Below are 25,847 nucleotides of genomic sequence, written 5' to 3'. Positions count from 1 at the left end.
CCGCTCCTCCTCATCGCTACGCTCTGCATCGTCACGCGTCCGCTCCGACCGTTGCCGCGCCCAGCCTGGCGACCATCGCTTTGTCTTGTTCGATCTCGGCCAACGTGCCACCCAAGGCAGCACGGATGATGCGGCCCACTTCGTCGGCGAGGAACGCCAGGCCGTGCACCTTGCTGACCGATTGCACGTTGACCAGGTACTTCGCCCGCAACAGCATCGCGAGTTGGCCGAGGTTCATCTCCGGGCACACCACCTGCGGATAACGCCGCAGCACGTCCCCGAGGTTGGCCGGGAACGGGTTGAGGTAGCGCAGGTGGGCGTGGGCCACCTTGACGCCCTTGCGGCGCGCCCGTCGGCACGCTTCACCGATCGGTCCGTAGGAGCTCCCCCACCCGATCAGGAGCAGCTCGGCGTCGCTGGTGGGATCATCCACCTCGAGATCCGGGACACTGATGCCGTCGATCTTCGCCTGCCGGATCCGGACCATCAGGTCATGGTTGACCGGCTCGTAGGAGATGTCACCAGAACCGTTCGCCGCCTCCAGGCCGCCGATGCGGTGCTCCAGACCCGGCGTTCCGGGCACTGCGAACTGTCGGGCCAAGGTGTCCCGGTGGCGGGCATACGGCTGGAACGGCTCGTCCGGTTTGGCAAAGACGTGCTTGATCGGCTTCAGCGAAGTGACGTCCGGGATGCGCCACGGTTCGGAGCCATTGGCGATGGCGCCGTCGGAGAGCACGATCACCGGGGTGTGGTACGACACCGCGATGCGGACGGCTTCGATAGCTGTCTCGAAACAGTCCGAGGGTGACCGGGGCGCCACCACGGCCACCGGGGACTCACCGTTGCGGCCGAACAGCGCCTGCAACAGGTCGGCCTGCTCGGTTTTGGTCGGCAGACCCGTTGACGGACCGCCGCGCTGCACATCAATCACGATCAGCGGCAGTTCGGTCATCACGCTCAACCCGAGTGCTTCGGACTTCAACGAAATGCCGGGGCCTGAAGTGCTGGTGACGCCCAGCGCGCCGCCGTACGAGGCGCCGATGGCGGCGCAGATGCCACCGATCTCATCCTCGGCCTGGAAGGTGATGACGTTGAAGTTCTTGTGTTTGGACAGCTCGTGCAGGATGTCCGACGCCGGCGTGATCGGGTAGCTGCCGAGCACTACCTGCTTGTCGGCCAATTGGCCCGCTGCGACGATGCCATAGGCCAGCGCGGTGTTACCGGAGATCTGCCGGTACTCGCCGGCCGGCAGCGAAGCCTTGGACACCTCGTAAGTGGTGCCGAACGCCTCGGTTGTCTCGCCGTAATTCCAGCCCGCTTTGAGGGCCAGCACATTGGCCTCGGCCACATCGGGCTTGCGGACGAATTTCTCCCGGATGAAGTTCTCACTGGTCTGGATCGGACGCCCGTACATCCACGACAGCAGGCCCAGGGCGAACATGTTCTTGGCGCGCTGACCGTCTTTCTTGGTCGCCCCGATCGCTTCGACGGCGCCGAGAGTGAGCGTGGTCATCGCAACGGAATGCACCACATATTCCTCGAGCTCATCAGTCTCGAGGGGATTGGTGACGTAGCCGACCTTGGTGAGATTGCGCTTGGTGAATTCGTCGGAATTCACGATCACCATGCCCCCGCGCGGCAGGTCGCCGATGTTGGCCTTGAGGGCCGCGGGGTTCATCGCGACCAACACGTCCGGCCGGTCTCCGGCGGTCAGTACGTCGTAGTCGGCGATCTGTATCTGGAAGGACGAGACGCCCGGCAAAGTCCCTGCGGGAGCGCGGATCTCGGCGGGATAGTTGGGCTGCGTGGCCAGGTCGTTGCCCAGCAGCGCCGCGTCTGAGGTGAACCGGTCACCGGTCAGCTGCATGCCGTCGCCGGAGTCCCCGGCGAATCGGATGACGACGTTCTCCAGCCGCTGTCGGCCGACTTGACTTTGAGATCCGTTGTGAGACTCTGTCCCGGCGCCGTTGCCGTTCGGATTCACGCCTCCGCCTTCCATTGGCCCTCCGGACGGGCACTCCGCTGCAGCTCGACGATACGCGCGCCGAAGTGCCATCTCCGCTAACACGTTTTTGCTGTCACCAGCGGTACCAATTATGACACTTTTATAAGGATGTCTGTTCGACGCCTCAGGCTTATTACCGGCGAGTACGCAGGTAAATGCCGATGTCACGGTGACGCCGGTGGGCGTCAGGAGCAAAACTGTGGTTTTGGTCACTGTACCGGCGAGACGGCGCGCTCCGCCCGCGCACGAGCTACGGCTCGCGCAGGAAGCCGGGGCGTTTAAGCGGTCTTGTCGCGTCGCTCGCTGCGGGACTGCTTGCGCGGCACGATCGTCGGCAACACGTTGTCCTGCACCGTTTCTTTGGTGACGACCACCTTGGCCACGTCGTCGCGGCTCGGGATGTCGTACATCACCGGCAGCAAGACTTCTTCCATGATGGCGCGCAGACCACGGGCGCCGGTGCCGCGATGAATCGCCTGGTCGGCGATGGCCTCGAGGGCGTCGCCGGTGAATTCCAGCTCCACGTTGTCCATCTCGAAGAGCCGCGTGTACTGCTTGACCAACGCGTTCTTCGGCTCGGACAGGATCTTGACCAGGGATTCTTTGTCCAGGTTGGTGACCGACGCGACGACTGGGAGGCGGCCGATGAACTCCGGGATCAGGCCGAACTTGATCAGATCCTCCGGCATCACTTCGGCAAAGTGGTCGGTGGTGTCGATCTCGGCCTTCGAACGCACCTCGGCGCCGAAGCCCAGCCCCCGCTTGCCGACCCGTTCGTAGATGATCTTTTCCAGACCGGCGAAGGCGCCCGCGACGATGAACAGCACGTTGGTGGTGTCGATCTGGATGAACTCCTGGTGCGGGTGCTTGCGGCCGCCCTGCGGCGGCACCGAGGCCTGGGTGCCCTCCAGGATCTTGAGCAGGGCCTGCTGGACGCCCTCGCCGGAAACATCACGGGTGATCGACGGGTTCTCACTCTTGCGAGCGATCTTGTCGACCTCGTCGATGTAGATGATGCCGGTTTCGGCACGCTTGACGTCATAGTCGGCGGCCTGGATGAGCTTGAGCAAGATGTTCTCGACGTCTTCGCCCACGTAACCGGCCTCGGTCAGCGCGGTGGCGTCGGCGATGGCGAACGGCACGTTGAGCATCTTGGCCAGCGTCTGGGCCAGGTAGGTCTTGCCGCAACCGGTCGGACCCAGCATCAGGATGTTGGACTTGGTCAGTTCGACGGGCTCGTAGCGCGAGTCACGGCCCTTTTCGCCAGCCTGGATGCGCTTGTAGTGGTTGTAGACCGCGACCGCCAGCGTCCGCTTGGCGGTGTCCTGCCCGATGACGTAACCCTCGAGGAAGTCGCGGATCTCGATCGGCTTGGGCAATTCGTCGAGCTTCACATCGTCAGCGTCGGCGAGTTCCTCTTCGATGATCTCGTTGCACAGGTCGATGCACTCGTCACAGATGTAGACACCGGGGCCCGCAATGAGTTTCTTGACTTGCTTCTGGCTCTTTCCGCAGAACGAGCACTTCAGCAAGTCACCGCCGTCTCCGATGCGCGCCATGATGCTTCAGGGCCTACTTCCTGTGTCGCCGTATCGTCTTGCCTGCCGCGTGTTCCCCACGACGCTACCCGTTTGTTCCGGCTCGCCGCGACCGTTAACGCCGAATAGCTTGCTTGGGATTCACTGGATGATCGCGCTTCTCGTGTGCAAGCAACATATCGCCCGTCGGGGTCCGTCACTCGACGAGACGCGCTTTACGTGTCTCTGGCGTGTCGCGGTCGTTACGCCACCGACGCTCAGAGTGCCGGCGGTCAGGCGTTCTGCGCGGAAAGTTTCCGGTATTCCAGCACCGTGTCGATGATGCCGTAATCCTTGGCGTCCTCGGCGGTGAGGATCTTGTCCCGGTCGGTGTCCTTGCGAATCACCTCGGCATCCTTGCCGGTGTGGCGGGCCAGCGTGGTCTCCATCAGCGTGCGCATCCGCTCGATCTCGGCGGCCTGGATCTCCAGGTCGGAGAACTGCCCCTGGATCACGCCGGACAGCGACGGCTGGTGGATCAGCACCCGCGCGTTGGGCAGCGCCATCCGCTTACCGGGTGTGCCGGCAGCCAACAGCACCGCGGCCGCAGACGCGGCTTGACCCAGGCACACGGTCTGGATGTCGGCCCGCACGTACTGCATCGTGTCGTAGATCGCCATCAGTGAGGTGAACCCGCCACCGGGCGAGTTGATGTACATGGTGATGTCGCGGTCGGGGTCCAACGATTCCAGCACCAGCAGCTGCGCCATGATGTCGTTGGCCGACGCATCGTCGACCTGGACGCCGAGGAAGATGATGCGTTCCTCGAACAGCTTGTTGTACGGGTTGGATTCCTTGACGCCGAAGCTGGAGTGCTCGATGAACGACGGCAGGATGTAGCGCGCCTGCGGCTGGATCTGGGGATTCATTATGCGTCTCCGTTGATGTGTGCGGCGCGGGTGATGATGTGGTCGACAAAGCCGTATTCCAGGGCTTCCTGGGCGGTGAACCAGCGGTCGCGATCCGAGTCGGCCTCGATGCGTTCGATGGACTGACCGGTGAACTCGGCGTTGAGGCGGAACATCTCTTTCTTGATGACGGCGAACTGCTCAGCCTGGATGGCGATGTCGGCCGCGCTGCCGGTGACTCCACCGAGGGGCTGGTGCATCAGGATGCGGGCGTGCGGCAACGCGTACCGCTTACCCTTGGTACCTGCTGCCAGCAGGAACTCCCCCATCGAGGCGGCCATGCCCATCGCGTAGGTCGCGATGTCGCAGGGCGCCAGAACCATCGTGTCGTAGATGGCCATGCCGGCGCTGATCGAGCCGCCCGGCGAGTTGATGTAGAGGTTGATGTCCTTATCGCCGTCCTCGGCGGCGAGCAGCAGAATCTGCGCGCACAACCGGTTGGCGACCTCGTCGTTCACCTCCGAGCCCAGGAAGATGATGCGCTCGGAGAGCAAGCGCTCATAGACGGAGTCCGTGAGGTTGAGACCCACCGAGTTCGATCGCATGTCAGTCACTTTTCCCACCGCGGGGACACCTGCTTTCTTTGTTGCTTGTTGCACCGACACTAACGAACCCGACCCGCCCCATGACTACCTGAAACGGGCGCGTTCGCTCACAGCGTCATGTGGTGGATTCGTCGCTCTTCTCGGCGTCGTCCGCTGCCGATGGTTTTTCGTCGGCGTCTTCGTCGGACTCCGCCGGCTCGACCTGGTCGACACTCCCTGGCTCATGGTCGTGATCATGGTCGTGATCGTCATGGTCATGGTCATGGTCATGGCCCGCGTGCCGCTTGCCGAAGAAGTCACTGGTGTCGATGGCATTGCCGGCGTTATCGGTGACCGTCGCCTTCTCGATCACCGCGCCGATCGCCAGACCGCGCCGCACGTCGGCGAACATGGCGGCCAACTGGTTGTTCTCCTGCAGGTAGGCGAACAACTGCTGTGGCTCAATGCCGTATTGGCGCGAGGTCAGCACCAGCCGTTCGGTCAGGTCCTCCTGACCGACCTGGACGTCGAGTTCGTCGGCGATGGCGTCCAGCAGCAGCTGACGCTTCACGTTCTTCTCGGCGGCGGCACGGGCTTCGGCGTCGAACTCCGCGCGTGAGGAGCCCTGCTGCTCAAGCACCTCGGCGAACTTGGCCTCGTCCTGGTTCAGGCCGCTCATCGCGGCGTGCACGGTCTCGTCGATCTGGGATCGCACCACCGCATCCGGCACCGGCACGTCGACCTGCTCGAGCAGCGCGTCCAGGGCGGCTTCGCGGATCTGGTCGGCCTGCTGCGCCCGCTTGGTGTTGCGCACCTGCTCGCGGAGGCTCTCGCGCAGCTCATCGATCGTGTCGAACTCGCTGGCCAACTGGGCGAACTCGTCGTCGGGCTCGGGCAGTTCGCGTTCCTTGATCGACCGCACGGTGACGGTGACCTCGGCGTCCTGACCGGCATGCTCCCCGGTCGCCAGCTTGGCGGTGAACGTCTTGGACTCGTCGACACCCAGGCCGATCACCGCGTTGTCCAGCCCGGCGATGAGTCGACCCGAGCCGACCTCGTGGGAGAGTCCCTCGGCCGCGGCGCCCGGCACGTCCTCACCGTCGACGGTCGCCGACAGGTCGATTGAAACGAAGTCCTCCATCAATACCGTCCGGTCCACGCCGGTCAGGGTGCCGAACCGGGCGCGCAGCGAGTCGAGTTCGGCCTCGACCTCTTCGTCGGTCACTTCGATGGGGTCGACGGAGACCGTGAGCGCATCCAGGTCGGGGATCTCCAGCTTGGGACGGACGTCGACCTCGGCGAAGAACTGCAGTTCCTCGCCGTACTCCTTATGGGTCACCTGGATGTTGGGGCGGCCGATGGGTTGCACATCGGATTCGGTGAGCGCCTGGCCGTAGCGGCTGGGCACGGCCTCCTCGATGACCTGGTCGAGCAGCGCCTCGCGTCCGAAGCGCGCCTCGAGCAACCGCGCCGGAGCCTTGCCGGGGCGGAAGCCCGGCAGCCGGACCTGCTTGGCCAGCTCCTTATAGGCCCGCTGGAAATCTGGCTCGAGCTCGGTGAACGGCACCTCCACATTGATGCGAACCCGGGTGGGGCTCAACTGCTTGACGGTGCTCTTCACGGGCGTGCTCCTCGATGTGTTCGTTTCGGCGCGCGGCAGTGCGCTTGTGGACGTGGTCGGGGTGACAGGATTTGAACCTGCGGCCTTCCGCTCCCAAAGCGGATGCGCTACCAAGCTGCGCTACACCCCGCGGTGACCACGAAATCCTACGGCCCGGTCACACCGGCCACGCAGCGACCTCAGACCTCACGGAGCGGTCACGTGACAGCGTCGATTAGATTTGATCTCCGCCACCACGTATCGTCTCGCTCGACTAATACATGCGGGCGTAGCTCAATGGTAGAGCCCTAGTCTTCCAAACTAGCTACGCGGGTTCGATTCCCGTCGCCCGCTCTGGGCGTATATTTTGCTCAACGGAAAGGCGCCATGAGCGACGTCGAAAGCGTCAGCAACGTGAGCATTCAAGGCTCGTGCGTGCCGAAATTCCAGGGCGTCCGCGAGGCATTCGAGCGCAATTTCGTGCTGCGCCACGAAGTAGGCGCCGCGGTCGCGGTCTGGGTCGACGGCGACCTGGTCGTCAATCTGTGGGGCGGTTCCGCCGACGCCGCCGGCACCCGTCCGTGGCAGGAGGACACCCTCACCACGGTGCTCTCCGGCACCAAGGGTCTGACGTCCACCTGCGTCCACCAACTCGCCGACCGGGGTGAATTGGACCTGCAGGCGCCGGTGGCCCGCTACTGGCCCGAGTTCGGGCAGGCCGGCAAGCAAGACATCACGCTGGCGATGGTGCTGAGCCACCGATCCGGGGTGATCGGGCCGCGTACCCGGTTGACCACCGAGCAGTTGCTCGATTGGGACTTCGTCTGCGAGCAACTCGCCGTCGCCGAACCGTGGTGGCGGCCGGGCACCGCGCAGGGCTACCACATGACGACCTACGGCTTCATCGTCGGTGAGGTGTTTCGTCGCGTCACCGGCCGTACGGTCGGCCAGTATCTGCGGACCGAAATCGCCGAACCGATCGGCGCCGAGATCCACATCGGTCTGTCGCCGAGCGAGCAGCTGCGCTGCGCCGACCGGGTGAACAAACCCACCGGCCGCCAACTGCTGGCCGAACTGCACGCCCCCGGCTACCCGACCAGCCTCGCCGAGCACCCCAAGGCCGGCATGGCGATCTCGATGGGCTTCCTCGCCGATGACGACCTGGACACCGAGAACCTGCAGCTGTGGCGGCAGCTCGAGTTCCCCGGCACCAACGGCCAGGTGTCCGCGTTGGGGATGGCCACCTTCTACAACGCGCTGGCCCAGGAGAAGCTGCTCAGCCGCGAACACATGGACCTGGTCCGGGAATGCCAGGGCGGATTCGAACCCGACCTGGTGCTGGGTCCCCGCGTCGCCGACCACGGCTGGGGTCTGGGCTACATGCTCAACCAGCGCTGCATCAACGGGCCCAACCCGAAGATGTTCGGCCACGGCGGGTTGGGTGGTTCGTTCGCGTTCGTCGACCTGGAACACCGGATCGGCTACGGCTACGTGTCGAATCGCTTCGATGCCAGCAAGGCCAACGCCGACCCGCGCAGTGTCGCCCTGAGCAACGAGGTCTATCGGGCGCTCGGGGTCATCCCGAGCTGAGCAGGGCCACCGCGTCGAGACGGTATTCAGGACGCCACATTCGCCGCGGAGACGCGCTGAGTTCAGTCTCGGCGCCACCACTACAGGCTCGAGGCCTAAGGTCGCTGAGGTGGTGAGTCAGGTCTGGCAATTCGGGCACCAGAACAGATTTCGGCCCTCCAGCACTTCAGTGCGCACCGTTTCCCCACACACCCGGCACGGGTCGCCGGCTCGCCGGTATACATAGGTGCGCGGCCGGCCGCGTCCGTACGAGGGCGCGCCGTGATCGTGTTCCGGGCGGACCACAACGATCTTGCCGCGACGCAACCCGACCTTCATCAGCGCCACCAGATCGGTCCATGCGGTGCTGAACTCGGGCTCGGAGATGTCCACGCCCGGCCGGTGCGGGTCGATGTTGTGCCGGAACAGCAACTCGTTGCGGTAGACGTTGCCCACCCCGGCGATGACGGTCTGGTCCATCAGAAGCGCACCAATTGTCCTGCGAGACTTACTGATTCGCGCCCAGGGCCGGGCCGGGTCGGCGTCGGCGCGCAACGGGTCGGGACCCAGCCGGGCGACTACTTCGTCGACCTGGCTCTCGTCGAGTAGCTCACACACCGTCGGGCCGCGCAGATCGGTGCCGTACTGCGCCCCGACCATGCGCATTCGCACCTGTCCGACCGGTTCTGGAACGGTGCCGTCCTCGGGTCGTTGCCATTCGGTGAAGGCGCCGTAGAGCCCGAGGTGCACGTGCACTACCGGGCCACCGGCGTAATGGTGGAACAGGTGCTTACCCCAGGCGCTGGCACGGCGCAACACCCGACCGTTGACCACTGCGGCGGCGTCGTCGAACCGGCCCTGCGGGCTCGACACCGCCACCGGCGCACCGGCGAACCGGCGTTGGTGCAACCGGGCCAGCCGGTGCAGGGTATGCCCTTCGGGCACTGCTCACTCTCCGGCGCCGGGCACCGGAGGCGCTTCGTGCGTGCGTTCGTAGGCGGCGAGAATGTCGATACGGCGTTGGTGGCGTTCAGCTTTCGACCACGGCGCGGACAGGAAGGCGTCGACGATGGCCAGGGCCTCGTCGACGGTGTGCATGCGCCCACCGATACCGATCAACTGCGCGTTGTTGTGCTCGCGGGCCAGCGTTGCGGTCTCCACACTCCACGCCAGGGCGCAGCGCGCGCCGGGCACTTTGTTGGCGGCGATCTGTTCGCCGTTGCCCGACCCACCCAGCACGATGCCGAGGCTTTCCGGGTCGGCAACCGTGCGTGCCGCCGCAGCTATGCAGAATCCGGGGTAGTCGTCCTCGGCGTCATAGCTGAACGCGCCGCAGTCGATCGGCTCGTGGCCGGTCTTCTTCAGGTGCTCGATGATTTGCTGCTTGAGCTCGAATCCGGCGTGGTCGGATCCCAAGTAGACGCGCATGCCGGACATTGTGCCCGACGTCCCGGCGCCGGCAGCAGCGAACCGGCACCGCCGCCCGCCGAGTGTGCACTCGGTGGGAGGTCAGTCGAATTCGGGAGCCTCGGTACGACTTCGCTTGAGCTCGAAGAAGTGGGGGTAGGCCGCAAACGTCACCGACGCGTCCCAGAGCTTGCCGGCCTCCTCGCCGCGCGGGATCTTCGACATCACCGGCCCGAAGAACGCGCTCCCGTTGACGTGGATCGTCGGAGTACCGACGTCGAGTCCCACCGGGTCCATGCCGGCGTGATGGCTCTGGCGCAACGCTTCGTCGTAGGCGTCGTCGGAGGCCGCCTGCGCCAACTCGGCGGGCAGGCCGGCATCGACCAACGCCAGTTTGACGACTTCGTCGAGATCTGTGTTGCCCTCGTTGTGAATTCGGGTGCCCATCGCGGTGTAGAGCGGTTCCAACACCTTCGCGCCGTGCGCCTGCTCGGCGGCGATCGCCACCCGCACCGGCCCCCAGGCCTTCGACATCTTCTCCCGGTAGTCGTCGGGCAGACCTTCCCGGTCTTCGTTGAGCACCGCAAGGCTCATGACGTGGAACTGCACCTCGATATCGCGGACCTTCTCCACCTCGAGGATCCAGCGTGAGGTGATCCAGCACCACGGACACAGCGGATCGAACCAGAAATCGGCTTTCGACTTTTCAGGCATTGCTGCGGTCCTCTCCTCGGCAGTGGGTCCGCTCAGACACAACCGCAACCGCGGGCGGACTGTTCCCGCCGCCGCGAACCCCGCGATGTCAGCCGATATGTTGGAACGCGTGGCCCTACCCAACCTCACCCGCGACCAGGCGGTCGAACGCGCCGCCCTGGTCACCGTGCACAGCTACCGGATCAACCTCGACGTCACCGACGGGGCGGGGGCTCCCGGCTCCCGCACGTTCCGCTCCCACACCACCGTGGCGTTCGACGCGCTCGCCGGCGCCGACACAGTCATCGACATCGCCGCCGACAAGCTCCACAGCGCCACCCTCAACGGCCGGGACATCGACGTCTCCGGCTACGACGAATCGACCGGGATCCCGCTGCAAGGCCTGGCCGACCGCAACGTCGTGGTGGTCGACGCCGACTGCCGTTATTCCAACACCGGCGAGGGACTGCACCGCTTCGTCGACCCCGTCGACGACGAGACGTATCTCTACTCGCAGTTCGAAACCGCCGACGCCAAACGCATGTTCGCCTGCTTCGACCAACCGGACCTCAAAGCCACCTTCGACATCCAGGTGACCGCACCCGAGCACTGGAAGGTGGTCTCCAACGCTGCGACAGTGTCGGTCGAGAACGGCGTGCACACCTTCGCTACGACGCCGCGGATGAGCACCTACCTGGTTGCTCTGGTCGCCGGGCCGTACGCCGTGTGGAACGACAACTACACCGACGAGCATGGTGACATCCCGTTGGGCATCTACTGCCGGGCGTCGCTGGCGCCCTACATGGACGCCGAGCGGTTGTTCACCGAGACCAAACAAGGATTCGGGTTCTACCACAACAACTTTGGCCTACCCTACGCGTTCGGCAAGTACGACCAGTTGTTCGTGCCCGAATTCAACGCCGGCGCAATGGAAAACGCCGGCGCGGTGACATTCCTGGAGGATTACGTCTTCCGCAGCAAGGTCACCCGCGCATCCTATGAACGACGCGCGGAGACGGTGCTGCACGAGATGGCGCACATGTGGTTCGGCGATCTGGTCACCATGACCTGGTGGGATGATCTGTGGCTCAACGAATCCTTCGCCACCTTCGCCTCGGTGTTGTGCCAGGCGGAGTCCACCGAATACACCCAGGCGTGGACGACCTTCGCAACGGTGGAGAAGTCGTGGGCGTACCGGCAGGACCAGCTGCCTTCGACGCACCCGATCGCCGCCGACATTCCGGACCTGCACGCGGTCGAAGTGAACTTCGACGGCATCACCTACGCCAAGGGCGCTTCGGTGCTCAAGCAACTGGTCGCCTATGTGGGCTTGGAGGGCTTCCTGGCCGGCCTGCGTGACTACTTCCAGACCTACGCCTTCGGCAATGCCACCTTCAGCGATCTCGTCGCCGCGTTGGAGAAGGCATCGGGACGTGACCTGTCCGACTGGGGACAGCAGTGGTTGAAGACCACCGGATTGAACACCCTGCGGGCCGATTTCGACGTCGATGACGAGGGCACGTTCACCCGGTTCGCAGTCGCGCAGAGCGGCGCGGCACCCGGCGCGGGCGAAACCCGGGTGCACCGACTGGCCATCGGGATCTATGACGACGATGGTTCCGGGAAATTGGTGCGCGTGCATCGGGAGGAGATCGACGTCGAGGGTTCGACGACGGAAGTCCCTGCGCTGGTTGGTGTTTCGCGAGGAAAGTTGATCCTGGTCAACGACGACGACCTCACCTACTGCTCGTTGCGGCTCGACCCGGAGTCGCTGCAGACCGCACTCGACCGCATCGCCGACATCGCCGAACCGCTCCCCCGGTCGCTGGCGTGGTCGGCAGCGTGGGAGATGACCCGCGACGCCGAACTACGCGCGCGCGATTTCGTGGCGCTGGTGTCCGGCGGCATCCAGGCCGAGACCGAGGTCACCGTGTTGCAGCGGCTGCTGTTGCAGGCCCAGACCGCGGTGGGGTCCTACGCCGAGCCGGGCTGGGCGCGCGAGCACGGCTGGCCGCAGCTCGCCGACCGGTTGCTGGAGTTGGCGCGCGGCGCCGAGCCCGGCTCCGACCATCAGCTCGCCTTCGTCAACGCCCTGCTGTCCTCGGTGTTGTCGCCGCGGCATGTGGAAGTGCTGACCGGCCTGCTCGACGGCGATCCCGCCGAGCAGGGGCTGGCGGGTCTGGACGTCGACACCGACCTGCGCTGGCGGGTGGTGGTCGCGCTGGCCACCGCGGGCGTGATTGACGCCGACGGGCCCGAGACGCCGCGGATCGACGCCGAGGTGCGCAACGACCCGACTGCGGCCGGCAAACGGCACGGTGCGCAGGCATCGGCCGCGCGCCCGCAACTCGCCGTCAAGGAACAGGCGTTCACCGCGGTGGTCGAGGACGACACCCTGGCCAATGCCGTCAGCCGCGCCATGATCGCGGGCATCAGTGCGCCGGGACAGAGTGAGCTGCTCAAGCCGTTCACCGAGCGCTATTTCGCGGTCATCGCCGGCGTCTGGGCCCGGCGATCCAGCGAGGTCGCGCAGTCGGTGGTGATCGGCCTGTACCCCCACCAGGACATCAGCGAGGAGGCGATCGCCGCCGCCGACGAGTTCCTGTCCGACCCGCAGGTGCCACCGGCGCTGCGCAGGCTGGTGCTGGAAGGGCAGGCCGCGGTGCAGCGGTCACTGCGCGCGCGCAACTTCGACGACGGCGGCGACTAGGGCATCGGGCCCTAGGCCGGCGAAATCCCGGCGCTGAGCACGCGGATTGCGCTGACCAGTCCGTCGATCAGATGCCCCTGTTCGAAGGCCGACGACGCAGCGGCGACCCCGAGCGGCGCAGCGGACTCCGCGCCCCGACCACGCACCGCCGACCCGTAAACCACTTCGATGGCGCTCTGGTCCGGGGACACGGCGAGCAGCACCGCGTTGTTGGGCGTCGGCACCTTGGCCAGAATCTCGCGCGCGCGGGCGGCAGTGTCGCTGCCCAAGTCACCGAGATAGATGGCGAACCGCGCCTTGGACGCCCGCGACGCGTATTTCAGCGCATCGTCCACGGCGACCAAATCGCTGATCGGGAACGGGTAGTGCACGGAGAGCTCACCGGGCTGGGTGACTCCGGATAGACGTCCGCTGCTGGTGACCACCCAGCCTCTCGGCAGATCGGCCGGGTCTATCGTCGCAACTTCACCATGTGCCACTTGCGCCACCTCCTACCGAGAACTCCGACCCGTGTCCGCCGTGGCCGCCGCCGACAGCCTCGTCGGTGGCCGCCCACAGGATCGGGGCGTGGGTCCACTTCTCCGACATGTCATAGGTTGCCGGGTGCGGTCCCTTGCGGGTCATGTACACCAACAGCAGCAGGCCCGCCAGCACCAGCGGGATCCCGAGAAACATCAGGTGCAACTCCATAGCGTTCACGAGGCAAACGCTATCCCACCCGAGTCGGATACGGCACACCTGGCGGCCGGGAAATCAGGCCGCGCCCTCACCCAGGTACCGCGCCCAGTGCGGGTCCAGCTCCTTGACTGTGGACAACAGCCGCCAGTGCTGTCCCGTCGGCGGCAGCGGCGCCCGCCGCAACGACCAGCCGAGTTCGGTGAGTAACTTGTCGCCCTTGCGGTGATTGCAGGTGGCGCAGCAAGCGACGCAGTTCTCCCAGGAGTGGTCACCGCCGCGACTGCGGGGCACTACGTGGTCGATGGTGTCCGCCTTCGCCCCGCAGTATGCACAGCAGAACCGGTCTCGATGCATCAGCGCCGCGCGCGTCATCGGAACCCGGGCGCGGTACGGCACCCGGACGTAGGAGCGCAGCTGGATCACCGATGGCACCGCGATCGCCCTGGTAGCGGAGTGAATGACCGGGCCGGCCGGGTCGGCGTGCACCACGTCGGCCTTGCCGCACATCACCATCACGATGGCGCGGCGCAACGGCAGGGCGGTGAGGGGCTCGTAGGTGGAGTTCAGCAGCAGCACCCGACGGCGATTCCAGACCGATGCGCTCTCCACCCGCGTGGGCGGATGAGACGGTGAATCGACGCTGTGCAGACATGACGCGGTGGCTGGCCCGGTTCCATTTGCCGTGCTGCCGACACCTCGGTGGCCACGACGTTTGTTGCGCTGCGCCATAAATCCTCCGCCGACAGTCCACCATGATTTGCTGCCGATCGCACGACATTTGTTCCGGCTACGTCGTGTCGATCCGGTGAACACCGGGGCGGTGGCTGCGCCGCCCTGTGGCGGTGGGCCCACAATGGAGGGCGATGGAACAAGCAACCGAGTCTTTTTACGACGCCGTCGGCGGGGCGGAGACGTTCGACGCGATCGTGGCGCGCTTCTACGAACAGGTCGCCGACGACGAGATCCTGCGGCCGTTGTATCCCGAGGAGGACCTGACCGGCGCCGAGGAGCGCCTGCGCATGTTCCTCGAGCAGTATTGGGGCGGCCCACGCACCTACTCCGACCGACGCGGACATCCCCGGTTGCGGATGCGGCACATGCCGTTCCGCATCACGCCGATAGAACGCGACGCCTGGTTGCGGTGCATGCACACCGCGGTCGCGTCCATCGATTCGCAGACCCTGGACGACGAGCACCGGCGCCAGTTGCTGCAGTACCTGGAGATGGCCGCCCACTCGTTGGTCAACTCCGCGTTCTGATGACCGCTCAACAGGACTGGTGGCGCTCCGCGGTCTTCTACCAGGTGTATCCCCGCTCGTTCGCCGACAGTGACGGCGACGGCGTCGGCGACCTCGACGGTCTGACCAACCGGCTGGAACATCTGGAACAACTTGGCGTGCAAGCGATTTGGATCAACCCGGTCACCGTCTCGCCGATGGCCGACCACGGCTACGACGTCGCCGATCCCCGCGACATCGACCCGCTGTTCGGCGGGATGGCCGCCTTCGAGCGACTGATCGCCGCCGCGCACGCCCGTGGCATCAAAGTCACTATGGACGTGGTGCCCAACCACAGCAGCTCCCAGCATCCGTGGTTCCAGGCCGCGCTGGTTGCCGGTCCCGGCACCGAGGCACGTGACCGCTACTTTTTCCGCGACGGTCGCGGACCTGATGGGCTGCTGCCGCCCAACAACTGGGAATCGGTGTTCGGCGGACCGGCCTGGACGCGGGTGATCGAGCCGGACGGCAATCCCGGCCAGTGGTATCTGCACCTGTTCGACACCGAACAGCCGGACCTGAACTGGGATAACCCGGAGATCTCCGACGACTTCGAGAAAACGTTGCGGTTCTGGCTGGAGCGCGGTGTCGACGGGTTCCGCATCGACGTGGCGCACGGGATGGCCAAGCCCGCGGGGCTGCCGGACTCACCCGACGTGACCGAGGTGCTGCGTCACACCGACGACGACCCGCGGTTCAACCGGCCCAACGTGCACGCCATCCACCGCGACATCCGCAAGGTCATCGACGACTATCCGGGGGCGGTCACCGTCGGCGAGGTGTGGGTGCACGACAACGCCCAGTGGGCGCAGTACCTGCGCCCCGACGAACTACACCTCGGCTTCAACTTCCGGCTCACCCGTACCGGCTTCGACAGCACCGAGATCCGCGATGCGATACAGAACTCGCTGGACGCCGCCGCATTGGAAAACGCCACCCCGACCTGGACGCTGTCCAACCATGACGTCGGCCGCGAGGTCAGCCGGTACGGCGACGGCGAAGTCGGACTGCGCCGCGCCAAGGCCATGGCGATGGTGATGCTCGCGCTGCCCGGCGCGGTGTTCCTCTACAACGGCGAAGAGCTCGGGCTGCCCGACGTGGACCTGCCCGACGAGGTGCTGCAGGACCCGACCTGGGAACGTTCCGGGCACACCGAGCGTGGCCGTGACCGCTGCCGGGTGCCGCTGCCCTGGTCGGGCGAGGTCCCCCCGTTCGGGTTCTCCACCAATCCCGACACCTGGTTGCCGATGCCGGCGGACTGGGCGGGGCTGACCGTGGAAAAGCAGCTCGCCGATGCCGGGTCGACGTTGATGTTCTTCCGGCAAGCGCTCCGATTACGTAGGGAGCATGGTGAATTCGACGGCGCAGAGGTCTGGTGGCGGCCTGCTCCCAAGGACGCGGTGGTGTTCGCGCGTCCCGGCGGGTTGGTGTGCGCGCTGAATGCCGGCGAACTCCCGATCGCGCTGCCCCCGGGGGACGTCATTCTCACCAGCGCCCCGCTGACCGAAGGCCGGTTGCCACCGGACAGCACGGCCTGGGTGCTTGGTTAGCCGTTTCGCGATTCGGTGCCCGCTGCTCTATATCTGATGCATGGCGCCCTACGCGTGGACAGTGATCGGAGCCGGCCCCGCCGGAATCGCCGCGGTGGGACGACTACTCGATCAGGGCATCGGGCCGGAGCAGATCGCCTGGATCGATCCCGCCTTTGCGGCGGGTGATCTGGGCGGCAAATGGCGTTCCGTCTCGAGCAACACCATCGCCGGGACGTTCCTGGAGTACCTGAACGGCTCGTCGGCGTTCCGGTTTTCCGAAGCGCCGCCGTGTCCGCTGCGAGAGGTCGACCCGGCAGAGACCTGCGCCCTCGCGCTGGTGGCAGATCCGTTGCTGTGGATCACCGGGCAGCTGCGCGACCGGGTGACGAGTTTTCAGTCCACGGCCAGGGCGCTGTGGTTGGCGAACCGGCGCTGGCGAGTCGACACCGAGGACGCCGAAATCGTCTCCGACAACGTGATTCTCGCGGTGGGTGCCGTCCCGAAGACGCTGAATTATCCGCAGCTCGAGGAGATTCCGGTGGACGTCGCGCTCGATCCGGATAAACTCGCGCAGGTGACGTTGGACGGCGCGACCGTCGCCGTGTTCGGTTCGTCGCACTCGTCGATGATCGTGTTGCCGCATCTGCTGCGCCGGCCGGTGGCAAAAGTAATCAACTTCTACCGCGGTCCACTCAAATACGCGGTCTATCTTGATGATTGGATTCTCTTCGACGACACCGGCCTCAAGGGCCGGGCAGCGGAGTGGGCCCGCGAGAACATCGACGGCCGGTACCCCGACCGGTTGGAGCGGTGCTGGGTTTCCAGCGCCGAGTTCGACGAGAAACTCGCCGAATGTGACCGCGTCGTCTACACCGTGGGATTCCAGCGCAGGACGCTACCCGAGACCCCGCAGTGGGGCCCGTTGGACTACAACCCTCAGAACGGGATCATCGCGCCCGGACTCTTCGGGCTGGGCATCGCGTTCCCGGAATACGCCGAGGACCCTTACGGCTACGGTCAATATCGGGTGGGGCTGAAGAAGTTCATGGACTACCTCAACTCCGTGCTGCCGCTGTGGATGGTCTACCGCACGTGAGTAGGCAGGCCGATAAAATCGGCCTGATTGATGCGCCCGGTCAGTTCAGCATCAGCGCGGCATGGGCGCGCCGCCGGTAGACCGAACCGAACCGCGCGTCGATCCGCAGCCACGACGGCGACACCCGGACCCGGATCATCTCGCCGGCGTCGATCGTTTCGGCCGACTGGGCCACGAATCCCATTGCAGTCAAAGCGAATACGCTGCGCATCGGCAGTCCGACGACGACATCGCCGGAGCTGACTTCGATGACTTCCTGGTCGAGCAGCGACATTGGGGGGCCGTGGGCACTACCCTGCTCCCGGGCCAGTTGGGCACCGTCGCGCGCCAGGTCCACCACGACGCGCGCCGGTATGTCCTCGAGGTGGGTGAAGCCTGACTCCGGCGGTAACCCCCCGCGCCAGGCGGAGTCCATCGCGAAGCCGGGGTCCACGAAGCCCGTGGCGTCCACATTGGCCAGACCGCGCGCCAGCGCGTCAGCGCCGACAGACATGTCGTCGGGACGTACCCTGCCGGCTACCACCCGGCTGGCCAGCACATCGAAACCCGTTGCCACCCAAGCCGTCAGCAGTCCCGGCGAGCGGGCACGGATGCGGATGACCGCGGCGTCGTCCAGGCGCAGTGCATGATCGACAAAGGTGGCCAGATCCGCGCGGTGGGCGGCCAACCCGTCCGGGTCAAGCCACAGCCCCCGCTCGCGCACGCCTTCTAGTCCCTGAGCCACCGCTGCAGATACTCCCGATGGTGAGGTGTCAGGCGCACCAGGCGCTGCTCCTCGATGTGCACTGCGGCGAGTTGCGACTCGGCGATCACGGCGGGTTTGGATTCCGGGTCGGCATTGACCGAACGAACCTCGTAGCCCAGGGTGAAGTCCACCGCGCGCAGCCGCTTGGTCCAGATGGTGACCTGCAGCGGCGAATCCACCAGCCGCAATTGATCTTTGTAGGTAACCCGCACGTCAGCGATCAGCAGACCGATGGTGGTGATGTCGGCGCCGAACGGCTCACGCAGGAACGGCACCCGCGACTCTTCGAGAATCGTGACCATGGTGGCGTGGTTGACATGCTGGTACATGTCGATGTCCGACCACCGCACCGGTACCGGCGCGACGTATCCGATGCTCACCCTGACGATCCCCGTCCGCTGGTCCGTGTCATGCGCCGGATCTGACGGGCCGCCACCGACAGCGTCGCCAGATCCTTGGCACCGCTCTGCTGAATCTCGTCGAGCGTCCGCCGCGCCCGATCCACCCGCGAGGCGCTGATGTGCTCCCACTCGGCGATCTTCTCTTCACCGCTCTCCCCGGGCTCCCCCACTGCCAGCACGTCGAAACACAGCGACCGCAACGAGGCGTAGATGTCGTCGCGAATCGCCAAGCGCGCCAAGGAGTGCCAGCGATCGTTGCGCTCCAGCTCGGAAACCGCGGTCAGCAGTGAGTCGGTGCCCAGGTGGTCCATCAATGCGAAATAGGTGTCGGCGACGTCGGCGGTCTCGATCTCGGTGATATCGGCGATGTCGATGATGTCGAGCAGGCTGTAGCGGTACAGGCCGACCGCGACCCGGTAGGCCAGGTCCGGTGGTGCGCCGAGCTCGGTGAATTCCGCCGCTTCCTTCTCGACGATGGCCTTGTCGTCGCCGCGCAACCACTCCGACATGCGCGGAGTCAACGCCTTCACCTTGGCGGCGAAACGGTTGATCTCGGCCCCGACGGCCAGCGGCTGCGGCCGGTAGTTGAGCAACCAACGTCCGGCCCGGTCGATAAGCCGCCGGGTGTCCAGGGTGAGGCGGTCGGACAGTGCGACGGGCAGGTTGGCCGCGCGGATCCGCCGCCACACGTGGCCCACGCCGAAGATGGCGTCAGTGGCTGCGTAGGTGCGCACCGCGTCGAGCGGACCGACGCCCACGTCCTCGGTGATCCGGAACGCATACGTGATGCCCGCGGTGTCCACCAGGTCGTTGATCAGCATCGTGGTCACGATCTCGCGGCGCAGTTGATGCGTGCGGATTTCCGGAGTGAACCGGTCCCGCAGCGGCTTCGGGAAGTACTGCGGCAGCCGCGAGGCGAACACATCCTGGTCCGGCAGCTCGGTTTTCAGCACCTGCTCCTTGAGCGCGAGCTTGACGTGCGCCATCAACGTCGCGAGTTCGGGCGAGGTCAGACCGATGTGGGCCTCCGCGCGCCGTAGGATCTCTTTCTCCGACGGCAGCGCTTCCAGTTCCCGGTTCACACCGCGTTCGGCTACCAAGTACTTGATCTGGTCGGCGTGCACCGGCAACAGGCTGGCCGCGTTGGCCCTGCTGGTGCCCATCAGATCGTTCTGGTCCTCGTTGTCGGTGAGAACCAGGCGGGCGACCTCGTCGGTCATCGATTCCAGCAGCGCGGTGCGCTCCTCGGGTTTGACCTTGCCCGCGGTGACCAGCGAGTCGATCAAGATCTTGATATTGACCTCATGGTCGGAGCAGTCGACGCCGGCGGAGTTGTCCATCGCATCGGTGTTGATGCGACCACCCGAGAGGTCGAACTCGACGCGGCCCAACGCCGTCACCCCGAGGTTGCCACCCTCGCCGACCACCTTGGCGCGCACCTGGTTGGCATTGACGCGCACCGGGTCGTTGGCGCGGTCACCGACGTCGGCGTCGGATTCCGATTCGGCCTTGATGTAGGTGCCGATGCCGCCGTTGAACAGCAGGTCGACCGGCGCCTGCAGAATCGCCCGGATCAAATTGGGGGGCGACATCTCGGCGACCTCGCCCTCGATGCCGAGCGCCGCGCGCACCTGGGCGCTGACCGGGATCGCCTTCTGATCGCGGCTGTACACGCCGCCGCCCTCGCTGATCAGCGAGACGTCGTAGTCCTCCCAGCTGGACCGGGGCAGGTCGAACATCCTGGCACGCTCGGCCCACGACGTCGCGGCGTCGGGGTCGGGGTCCAAGAACACGTGCCGGTGATCGAAGGCGGCGATCAGCCTGATGTGCTTGCTCAGCAGCATGCCGTTGCCGAACACATCGCCACTCATGTCGCCGACCCCGACGACGGTGAAGTCCTGGGTCTGGGTGTCTACCCCGATTTCCCGGAAGTGGCGCTTGACGGCTTCCCAGGCGCCGCGGGCGGTGATGCCCATCGCCTTGTGGTCGTAGCCGACCGATCCGCCCGAGGCGAACGCGTCACCGAGCCAGAATCCGTAGGACTTGGCGACGTCGTTGGCGATGTCGGAGAAGGTGGCGGTGCCCTTGTCGGCGGCCACCACGAGGTAGGCGTCGTCGCCGTCGCGGCGGACCACTTCGGCCGGCGGGTTCACCGCACCGGTCAGCTGGTCCACGTTGTCGGTGACGTCGAGCAGCCCGGAGATGAACAGCTGGTAGCAGGCCACACCCTCGGCGCGGGTGGCGTCGCGGTCGGCGGCGGCGTCCCCGGTGGGCAGCGGTGCCCGCTTGAGCACGAACCCGCCTTTCGCCCCGACCGGCACGATGACGGCGTTTTTCACTGCTTGTGCCTTGACCAGGCCGAGGATCTCGGTGCGGAAGTCGTCGCGACGGTCCGACCAGCGCAGCCCGCCGCGCGCGACCGGGCCGAACCGCAGATGCACGCCTTCGACACGGGGCGAGTAGACGAAGATCTCGTATTTCGGTCGCGGCAGCGGGAGTTCGTCGAGCAGCTGAGCATCGAGCTTGAGCGCCAACACGTTCCGGCTGCGCGCCGAACCTTCGCGCTTCACAAAGTAATTGGTGCGCAGCGTGGCCTGCACCAGCGAGGCGAACGCGCGCAGGATGCGGTCGGTGTCCAGGCTCACCAGTGCGTCGATGTCCGCGGCGACGGCGGCGGCCGCGGTCTGTGCGTCCCGGCCCGACGGCGATGCCGGCGACGGGTCGAAGAGCGCCTCGAACAACGCCACCAGAGACGTTGCGGTAGAAGCGTGTTCGTTCAGGACCGATTCGATGTAGGACTGGCTGTAGGGAAAGTTCGCCTGCCGCAGGTACTTGGCGTAGGCGCGCAGCAGTACAACCTGCTGCCAGGTCAGTCCGGCACGCATGACCAGTTCGTTGAACCGGTCGATCTCAACGCGCCCGTGCCAGATTGCGGTGACCGCGTCGGCGAACCGTCGGGCGGTCGCTTCGCGCTCGGCCGCACTGGAAGCCGGCCGGATGGTGGGGTGCGGCGAGATCTTGAACTGATAGATCCACACCGGCAGCCCGTCGCGCCGGGTCACGGTGAACGGCCGTTCTTCGAGCACCACCACACCCATGCTCTGCAACATCGGCAGCAATTGACTCAGCGAGGCGCTGCGCCCGCCCAGGAACCAGGTCAGTTGGGCCAGTCCCTGTTCGTCGCCGTCGGCGAAGACCAACTTGACTGTGTCATCGGCCAGTTCGTTGATGACCGCGATGTCGTCGATGGCCTGGGCCGGGGTGACGGCCTGCTTGTAGGCTTCAGAGAAGGCCGCGGCGTAATGCTCGGCATCGGCGGATTCGACGGCGCTCTCCGGCAGCGCGGCCGCCGCAGCGATCAGACGGTCCGACCAGGTTCGGGCGGCCTCGCTGAGCAGCGCCTGGATTCGGGTGCGGTTGGCTTCGGAGACGTCGACCGGCGCGAGACCGCCGTCGGCGTCACCCTGTGGCAGCCGCACCATGAAATGCATGAGCGCCCAGGGCGATTCACTGACCCGGGCGGTGAATTCCAGTCGGGTACCGCCGAATTCGCGGACCAGGATGTCCTCGATCTGCAGCCGCACCGGCGTGGTGTAGCGGTCGCGCGGCACGTAGACCAGGCACGAGACGAAGAACTGTAGCCGGTCCGCGCGCAGGAACAGCAGGGCACGCCGTTGCGACCCCATGTCGACGACGGCTTTGGCCATGGTGAGCAACCGGTGGGCGCTCAGGGTGAACAACTCGGGCCGCGGAACGGTCTGGATGACGTCGAGCAGCAACTGGCCCGGGTGGCTCGGGTCGCTGCCGGCCAGGGTGAGCGCGTCGCGGACCCGATGCGAGATCATCGGGATCTCCAGGACGTCGGCGTTCATGGCGGCCACCGTGAACAACCCGACGAAGCGGTGCTCGATCACGCCGTCGTCGACGTTTTCGCGGATGGCGATCGCGTACGGGTAGGCGCCGTACCGCAGGTAGCTGCCGACCGAAGCCTGCGCCAGCACGAGCAGCTTGTCGTCGTCGGTGAGGCGCGGCCGGGTGCCGCTGCGGGCGCGCAACACGCCCAACCCGCTGGAGCCGTCGCCGATGACCAGACCGTCCTGCACCCGGCACGGCTGGTAGCCCAACAGCAGGAAGTTGCCGTCGTCCAGCCAGCGCAGCAATTCGGCGACCTCGTGGCGGTCGGGCGCCGCATAGTGCCCTTCGGGGTCCTCGTCGACGGTCGTGGCCAGCTCGCTCAGCGTCGCGATCATCGCCGTCGCATCGGTGGCGACCCGCTGCACATCGGCGAGCACCTTCGGCAGCAGCCGTTCCACCTCGGCGAGAGCTTTGCGGTCGACGGACGACGAGAGTTGCACGTGGATCCAGGCCTCGCCGACGTAGGGCGATTTGTCCTGCGACTTCGCCTGGATACCGAGCAGTTCTCCGGTCGGGCTGCGCTGCACCTCGAACACCGGGGTCATGATCGCCGTGTAGAACACGCCCAGCCGGTGCAGCAGCACCGTCACCGAGTCCATCAGCATGCTGCCGTGCTCGGTGACCACCTGCAGCGCCGGACCGAAGCCGCCCGAGTCATCCACGGGGTAGACGGCGACCCGGCTTTCTCCCGGCGGGCGGAGACGACCGAGCCGGTAATGGGCAGCCAGCAGTGCCGGTGTCACCGACAGCGCGGGCGCCGACCCGGGTTGAGATCCGTCTTCCTGCGATCCCCGGTAGCTGTCGGTGTAGGCCTTGACTATCCAGTCAGGGATGTCTGCGTCCTGCGTGAACGAGGTCCACGCCGCGACGTCCTCCTTGGCTCCGGGATCGATCGTCATTCCGATTGCTCCCCACTCGTGACGGACCCAACTGGGTTGGCAGAGCTGACACTAGTCCCGTGTAAGCCTGCGATGGGTCACTCTGTGCGGACGCGCCGCATCGGCACCGAGGCGTTCGACCTTGTTCTCCTCGTAGGCGCCGAAGTTGCCCTCGAACCAGAACCATTTGGCCTCGTTGTCGTTGTCGCCCTCCCACGCCAGGATGTGGGTGCAGGTGCGGTCGAGGAACCAGCGGTCGTGGGAAATCACCACTGCGCAGCCGGGGAAGTTCACCAGCGCATTTTCCAGTGAGCTCAGCGTTTCGACGTCCAGGTCGTTGGTCGGTTCGTCGAGCAGGATCAGATTGCCGCCCTGTTTGAGGGTCAGCGCGAGGTTCAGCCGGTTGCGTTCCCCGCCGGACAGCACGCCTGCGGGTTTTTGCTGGTCGGGACCTTTGAACCCGAACGCCGACACGTAGGCCCGCGACGGTACCTCGGTCTGGCCTACTTCGATGTAGTCCAGGCCGTCGGAGACGGTTTGCCACACCGTCTTCTTGGGATCGATGCCGGCCCGGCTCTGGTCGACGTAGCTCAGCTTGACGGTGTCGCCGACCTTCACCGTGCCGCTGTCCGGCTCCTCGAGCCCGACGATCGTCTTGAACAGCGTCGTCTTACCGACCCCGTTGGGTCCGATGACACCGACGATGCCGTTCCGGGGCAGCGTGAAGGACAGGTCCTTGATCAAAGTGCGGCCTTCGAAGCCCTTGTCGAGGTGGTCGACCTCGACCACCACCGAGCCCAGGCGGGGTCCGACGGGGATCTGGATCTCCTCGAAGTCGAGCTTGCGGGTCTTCTCCGCCTCGGCAGCCATCTCCTCGTAGCGCTGCAGTCGGGCCTTGCTCTTGGCCTGACGCGCTTTAGCGCCGGATCGGACCCAGGCCAGTTCCTCTTGCAGCCGTTTTTGCAGCTTGGCGTCTTTGCGCCCCTGCACTGCGATCCGCTCGGCCTTCTTCTCCAGATAGGTCGAATAGTTGCCTTCGTAGGGGTAGGCGCGGCCGCGGTCGAGCTCCAAAATCCATTCCGCGACATTGTCGAGGAAGTAGCGGTCGTGGGTGACCGCCAGGATCGCCCCCGCATAGCTGGCCAGGTGCTGTTCGAGCCACTGCACGCTTTCGGCGTCCAGGTGGTTGGTCGGTTCGTCGAGCAGCAGCAGATCCGGTTTGGATAGCAGCAGCTTGCACAGTGCGACGCGGCGCCGTTCACCGCCGGAGAGGTTGGTGACCGGTTCGTCCGGTGGCGGGCAGCGCAACGCGTCCATAGCCTGCTCCAACTGAGAATCCAGGTCCCACGCGTCGGCGTGATCCAAGTCCTCCTGCAGCCGGCCCATCTCCTCCATCAGCTCATCGGTGTAGTCGGTGGCCATCAGCTCGGCCACCTCGTTGAAGCGGTCGAGCTTGACCTTGATCTCACCCAGGCCCTCTTCGACATTGCCCCGAACGGTTTTCTCCTCGTTGAGCGGTGGTTCCTGCAACAGGATGCCCACCGTTGCGTTGTTGGCCAGGAAGGCGTCACCGTTGTTCGGCTTGTCCAACCCGGCCATGATCCGCAAGACGCTCGACTTTCCGGCCCCGTTGGGGCCGACGACGCCGATCTTGGCGCCGGGATAGAAGCTCAACGTGACGTCGTCGAGGATCACCTTGTCGCCGTGCGCCTTGCGGACCTTCTTCATCGTGTAGATGAACTCAGCCATGCCGCGGTGTTGCCTTTCTGGTCTTCAAGAAGCTCGCTGTGAAATATCCGCGGACCATCCTATGCACCACCGCGGTCCGCTAGGCCGACAGTGGCAGCGCCCGGCGTCCCGCCGCATCGGCACCGACGGTCAGATCCAGAGCGGATTCATCCGTCCCGACGAGTTCGCCGTCGGTTGCGGCGGCGTCCGGTAGGCCGGTTGCCGCGGTGGTCGCGGCGTCCTCCCCGGTGCGGCCCGGGGTCTCGACCCGCAACCGGGACAGGTCCGGTCCCACCGCCGTCGCGCGCATCTCGACCGAGGAGCGACGGTTGCCGTCCTTATCGTCATATTCGCTGGTGTAGACGTGGCCCACGACGATCACCGGAGAGCCCTTACCGAGGGTGGCGCCCACACCCGCGACCAGCCGGCCCCAGCAGTTGACGGTGATGAACAGGGAGTTGCCCGACTCCCACCCACCGTCACTGGTGCGCCGCCGCGAGTTGCTGGCTACCCGGAACTTGATCAGGTCCTGCTCGCCGACCTTACGGCGCTGCAGGTCGTTGACGATGTGACCGACGACGGTGAGGGATGTTTCGAACATTGC

Annotated in this window: 21 protein-coding genes and 2 tRNA genes; 6 read left to right on the top strand and 17 right to left on the bottom strand. The window is 65.8% G+C overall.

The features are described from left to right. Positions 1-31: 31 nt before the first annotated feature. The 6 genes from AC5Y5Z_RS14970 to AC5Y5Z_RS14945 form a co-directional block, all read right to left on the bottom strand. Positions 32-1,984: a 2-oxoacid:acceptor oxidoreductase subunit alpha gene (locus tag AC5Y5Z_RS14970; RefSeq protein WP_499925905.1), complete on the bottom strand. Its 1,953-nt coding sequence runs from the start codon at positions 1,982-1,984 to the stop codon at positions 32-34. A 299-nt stretch (positions 1,985-2,283) separates the two neighbouring features. Continuing rightward, positions 2,284-3,564 (bottom strand): ATP-dependent Clp protease ATP-binding subunit ClpX, encoded by a 1,281-nt coding sequence (gene clpX, locus AC5Y5Z_RS14965; protein WP_463824864.1) that lies wholly within the window; start codon positions 3,562-3,564, stop codon positions 2,284-2,286. Between the two features lie 251 nt (positions 3,565-3,815). Continuing rightward, positions 3,816-4,451: an ATP-dependent CLP protease proteolytic subunit ClpP2 gene (clpP2, locus tag AC5Y5Z_RS14960; protein WP_463824865.1), complete on the bottom strand. Its 636-nt coding sequence runs from the start codon at positions 4,449-4,451 to the stop codon at positions 3,816-3,818. Further along, positions 4,451-5,053, bottom strand: coding sequence for an ATP-dependent Clp protease proteolytic subunit (locus AC5Y5Z_RS14955; RefSeq protein ID WP_463824866.1), 603 nt, complete (start codon positions 5,051-5,053; stop codon positions 4,451-4,453). The genes clpP2 and AC5Y5Z_RS14955 overlap by 1 nt, the downstream gene beginning before the upstream one ends. A 97-nt stretch (positions 5,054-5,150) precedes the next feature. Next, complete coding sequence (gene tig / locus AC5Y5Z_RS14950) at positions 5,151-6,635, bottom strand: trigger factor (protein WP_499925902.1); 1,485 nt, start codon at positions 6,633-6,635, stop codon at positions 5,151-5,153. A gap of 53 nt (positions 6,636-6,688) precedes the next feature. After that, a tRNA-Pro gene (locus AC5Y5Z_RS14945) sits at positions 6,689-6,765 on the bottom strand. Between the two features lie 132 nt (positions 6,766-6,897). Here AC5Y5Z_RS14945 and AC5Y5Z_RS14940 point away from each other — a divergent pair. Together AC5Y5Z_RS14940 and AC5Y5Z_RS14935 are read left to right on the top strand one after the other, a co-directional pair. After that, positions 6,898-6,968: transfer RNA gene (locus tag AC5Y5Z_RS14940), tRNA-Gly, on the top strand. Between the two features lie 33 nt (positions 6,969-7,001). Next, positions 7,002-8,204 carry a serine hydrolase domain-containing protein gene (locus tag AC5Y5Z_RS14935; protein WP_463824869.1) on the top strand — a complete coding sequence of 401 codons (1,203 nt, stop codon included), beginning with the start codon at positions 7,002-7,004 and terminating at the stop codon, positions 8,202-8,204. Between the two features lie 117 nt (positions 8,205-8,321). Here AC5Y5Z_RS14935 and AC5Y5Z_RS14930 read toward each other — a convergent pair whose 3' ends face one another. The 3 genes from AC5Y5Z_RS14930 to AC5Y5Z_RS14920 all read right to left on the bottom strand — a co-directional run bounded on the left by AC5Y5Z_RS14930 (position 8,322) and on the right by AC5Y5Z_RS14920 (position 10,304). Beyond that, a complete protein-coding gene (locus AC5Y5Z_RS14930; RefSeq protein ID WP_499925900.1) occupies positions 8,322-9,128 on the bottom strand; it encodes an Fpg/Nei family DNA glycosylase in 807 nt (268 codons plus the stop codon). A gap of 3 nt (positions 9,129-9,131) precedes the next feature. Then, positions 9,132-9,611: a ribose-5-phosphate isomerase gene (locus AC5Y5Z_RS14925; protein WP_463824871.1), complete on the bottom strand. Its 480-nt coding sequence runs from the start codon at positions 9,609-9,611 to the stop codon at positions 9,132-9,134. An 81-nt stretch (positions 9,612-9,692) separates the two neighbouring features. Next, positions 9,693-10,304 (bottom strand): mycothiol-dependent nitroreductase Rv2466c family protein, encoded by a 612-nt coding sequence (locus tag AC5Y5Z_RS14920; protein ID WP_499925897.1) that lies wholly within the window; start codon positions 10,302-10,304, stop codon positions 9,693-9,695. Between the two features lie 109 nt (positions 10,305-10,413). Between AC5Y5Z_RS14920 and pepN the strand changes: the two genes are divergently transcribed. Beyond that, positions 10,414-12,993 carry an aminopeptidase N gene (gene pepN / locus AC5Y5Z_RS14915; RefSeq protein ID WP_499925895.1) on the top strand — a complete coding sequence of 860 codons (2,580 nt, stop codon included), beginning with the start codon at positions 10,414-10,416 and terminating at the stop codon, positions 12,991-12,993. 11 nt (positions 12,994-13,004) lie between these two features. On the opposite strand, the gene AC5Y5Z_RS14910 is transcribed toward pepN, so the two are convergent. The 3 genes from AC5Y5Z_RS14910 to AC5Y5Z_RS14900 all read right to left on the bottom strand — a co-directional run bounded on the left by AC5Y5Z_RS14910 (position 13,005) and on the right by AC5Y5Z_RS14900 (position 14,400). Then, on the bottom strand, positions 13,005-13,472 hold the full coding sequence (locus AC5Y5Z_RS14910; RefSeq protein ID WP_463824874.1) for a DUF5130 domain-containing protein: 468 nt from the start codon (positions 13,470-13,472) through the stop codon (positions 13,005-13,007). Further along, on the bottom strand, positions 13,459-13,683 hold the full coding sequence (gene ctaJ / locus AC5Y5Z_RS14905) for an aa3-type cytochrome oxidase subunit CtaJ (protein WP_463824947.1): 225 nt from the start codon (positions 13,681-13,683) through the stop codon (positions 13,459-13,461). The genes AC5Y5Z_RS14910 and ctaJ overlap by 14 nt, the downstream gene beginning before the upstream one ends. 63 nt (positions 13,684-13,746) lie before the next feature. Further along, positions 13,747-14,400 (bottom strand): HNH endonuclease, encoded by a 654-nt coding sequence (locus AC5Y5Z_RS14900; RefSeq protein ID WP_463824875.1) that lies wholly within the window; start codon positions 14,398-14,400, stop codon positions 13,747-13,749. 134 nt (positions 14,401-14,534) lie between these two features. Here AC5Y5Z_RS14900 and AC5Y5Z_RS14895 point away from each other — a divergent pair, with 134 nt between their 5' ends. From AC5Y5Z_RS14895 to AC5Y5Z_RS14885, 3 genes are all read left to right on the top strand, one after another. Next, positions 14,535-14,930: a globin gene (locus tag AC5Y5Z_RS14895; RefSeq protein ID WP_463824876.1), complete on the top strand. Its 396-nt coding sequence runs from the start codon at positions 14,535-14,537 to the stop codon at positions 14,928-14,930. Beyond that, positions 14,930-16,498 carry a glycoside hydrolase family 13 protein gene (locus tag AC5Y5Z_RS14890; RefSeq protein WP_499925892.1) on the top strand — a complete coding sequence of 523 codons (1,569 nt, stop codon included), beginning with the start codon at positions 14,930-14,932 and terminating at the stop codon, positions 16,496-16,498. The genes AC5Y5Z_RS14895 and AC5Y5Z_RS14890 overlap by 1 nt, the downstream gene beginning before the upstream one ends. Positions 16,499-16,559: 61 nt before the next feature. After that, positions 16,560-17,576 (top strand): FAD/NAD(P)-binding protein, encoded by a 1,017-nt coding sequence (locus AC5Y5Z_RS14885; protein ID WP_499925926.1) that lies wholly within the window; start codon positions 16,560-16,562, stop codon positions 17,574-17,576. Between the two features lie 40 nt (positions 17,577-17,616). Here the strand turns inward: AC5Y5Z_RS14885 and AC5Y5Z_RS14880 are convergent, their stop codons facing one another. The 5 genes from AC5Y5Z_RS14880 to AC5Y5Z_RS14860 form a co-directional block, all read right to left on the bottom strand. Further along, entirely contained in the window at positions 17,617-18,279 is a 663-nt protein-coding gene (locus tag AC5Y5Z_RS14880) for a DUF8010 domain-containing protein (RefSeq protein ID WP_499925924.1), read from the bottom strand. Positions 18,280-18,284: 5 nt separating this feature from the next. Continuing rightward, positions 18,285-18,701, bottom strand: coding sequence for an acyl-CoA thioesterase (locus tag AC5Y5Z_RS14875; protein WP_463824878.1), 417 nt, complete (start codon positions 18,699-18,701; stop codon positions 18,285-18,287). Then, positions 18,698-23,536, bottom strand: coding sequence for an NAD-glutamate dehydrogenase (locus AC5Y5Z_RS14870; RefSeq protein ID WP_499925889.1), 4,839 nt, complete (start codon positions 23,534-23,536; stop codon positions 18,698-18,700). The genes AC5Y5Z_RS14875 and AC5Y5Z_RS14870 overlap by 4 nt, the downstream gene beginning before the upstream one ends. 51 nt (positions 23,537-23,587) lie before the next feature. Beyond that, the gene (ettA, locus tag AC5Y5Z_RS14865) at positions 23,588-25,264 is read right to left on the bottom strand and encodes an energy-dependent translational throttle protein EttA (protein WP_463824880.1); all 1,677 of its coding nucleotides are present in this window, start codon (positions 25,262-25,264) and stop codon (positions 23,588-23,590) included. Positions 25,265-25,343: 79 nt separating this feature from the next. Next, positions 25,344-25,844 carry a single-stranded DNA-binding protein gene (locus AC5Y5Z_RS14860; protein ID WP_499925887.1) on the bottom strand — a complete coding sequence of 167 codons (501 nt, stop codon included), beginning with the start codon at positions 25,842-25,844 and terminating at the stop codon, positions 25,344-25,346. Positions 25,845-25,847: the final 3 nt, after the last annotated feature.

Source organism: Mycobacterium sp. NGS29, from assembly GCF_059812965.1.
This window is presented reverse-complemented; position numbering and strand designations above follow the sequence as displayed.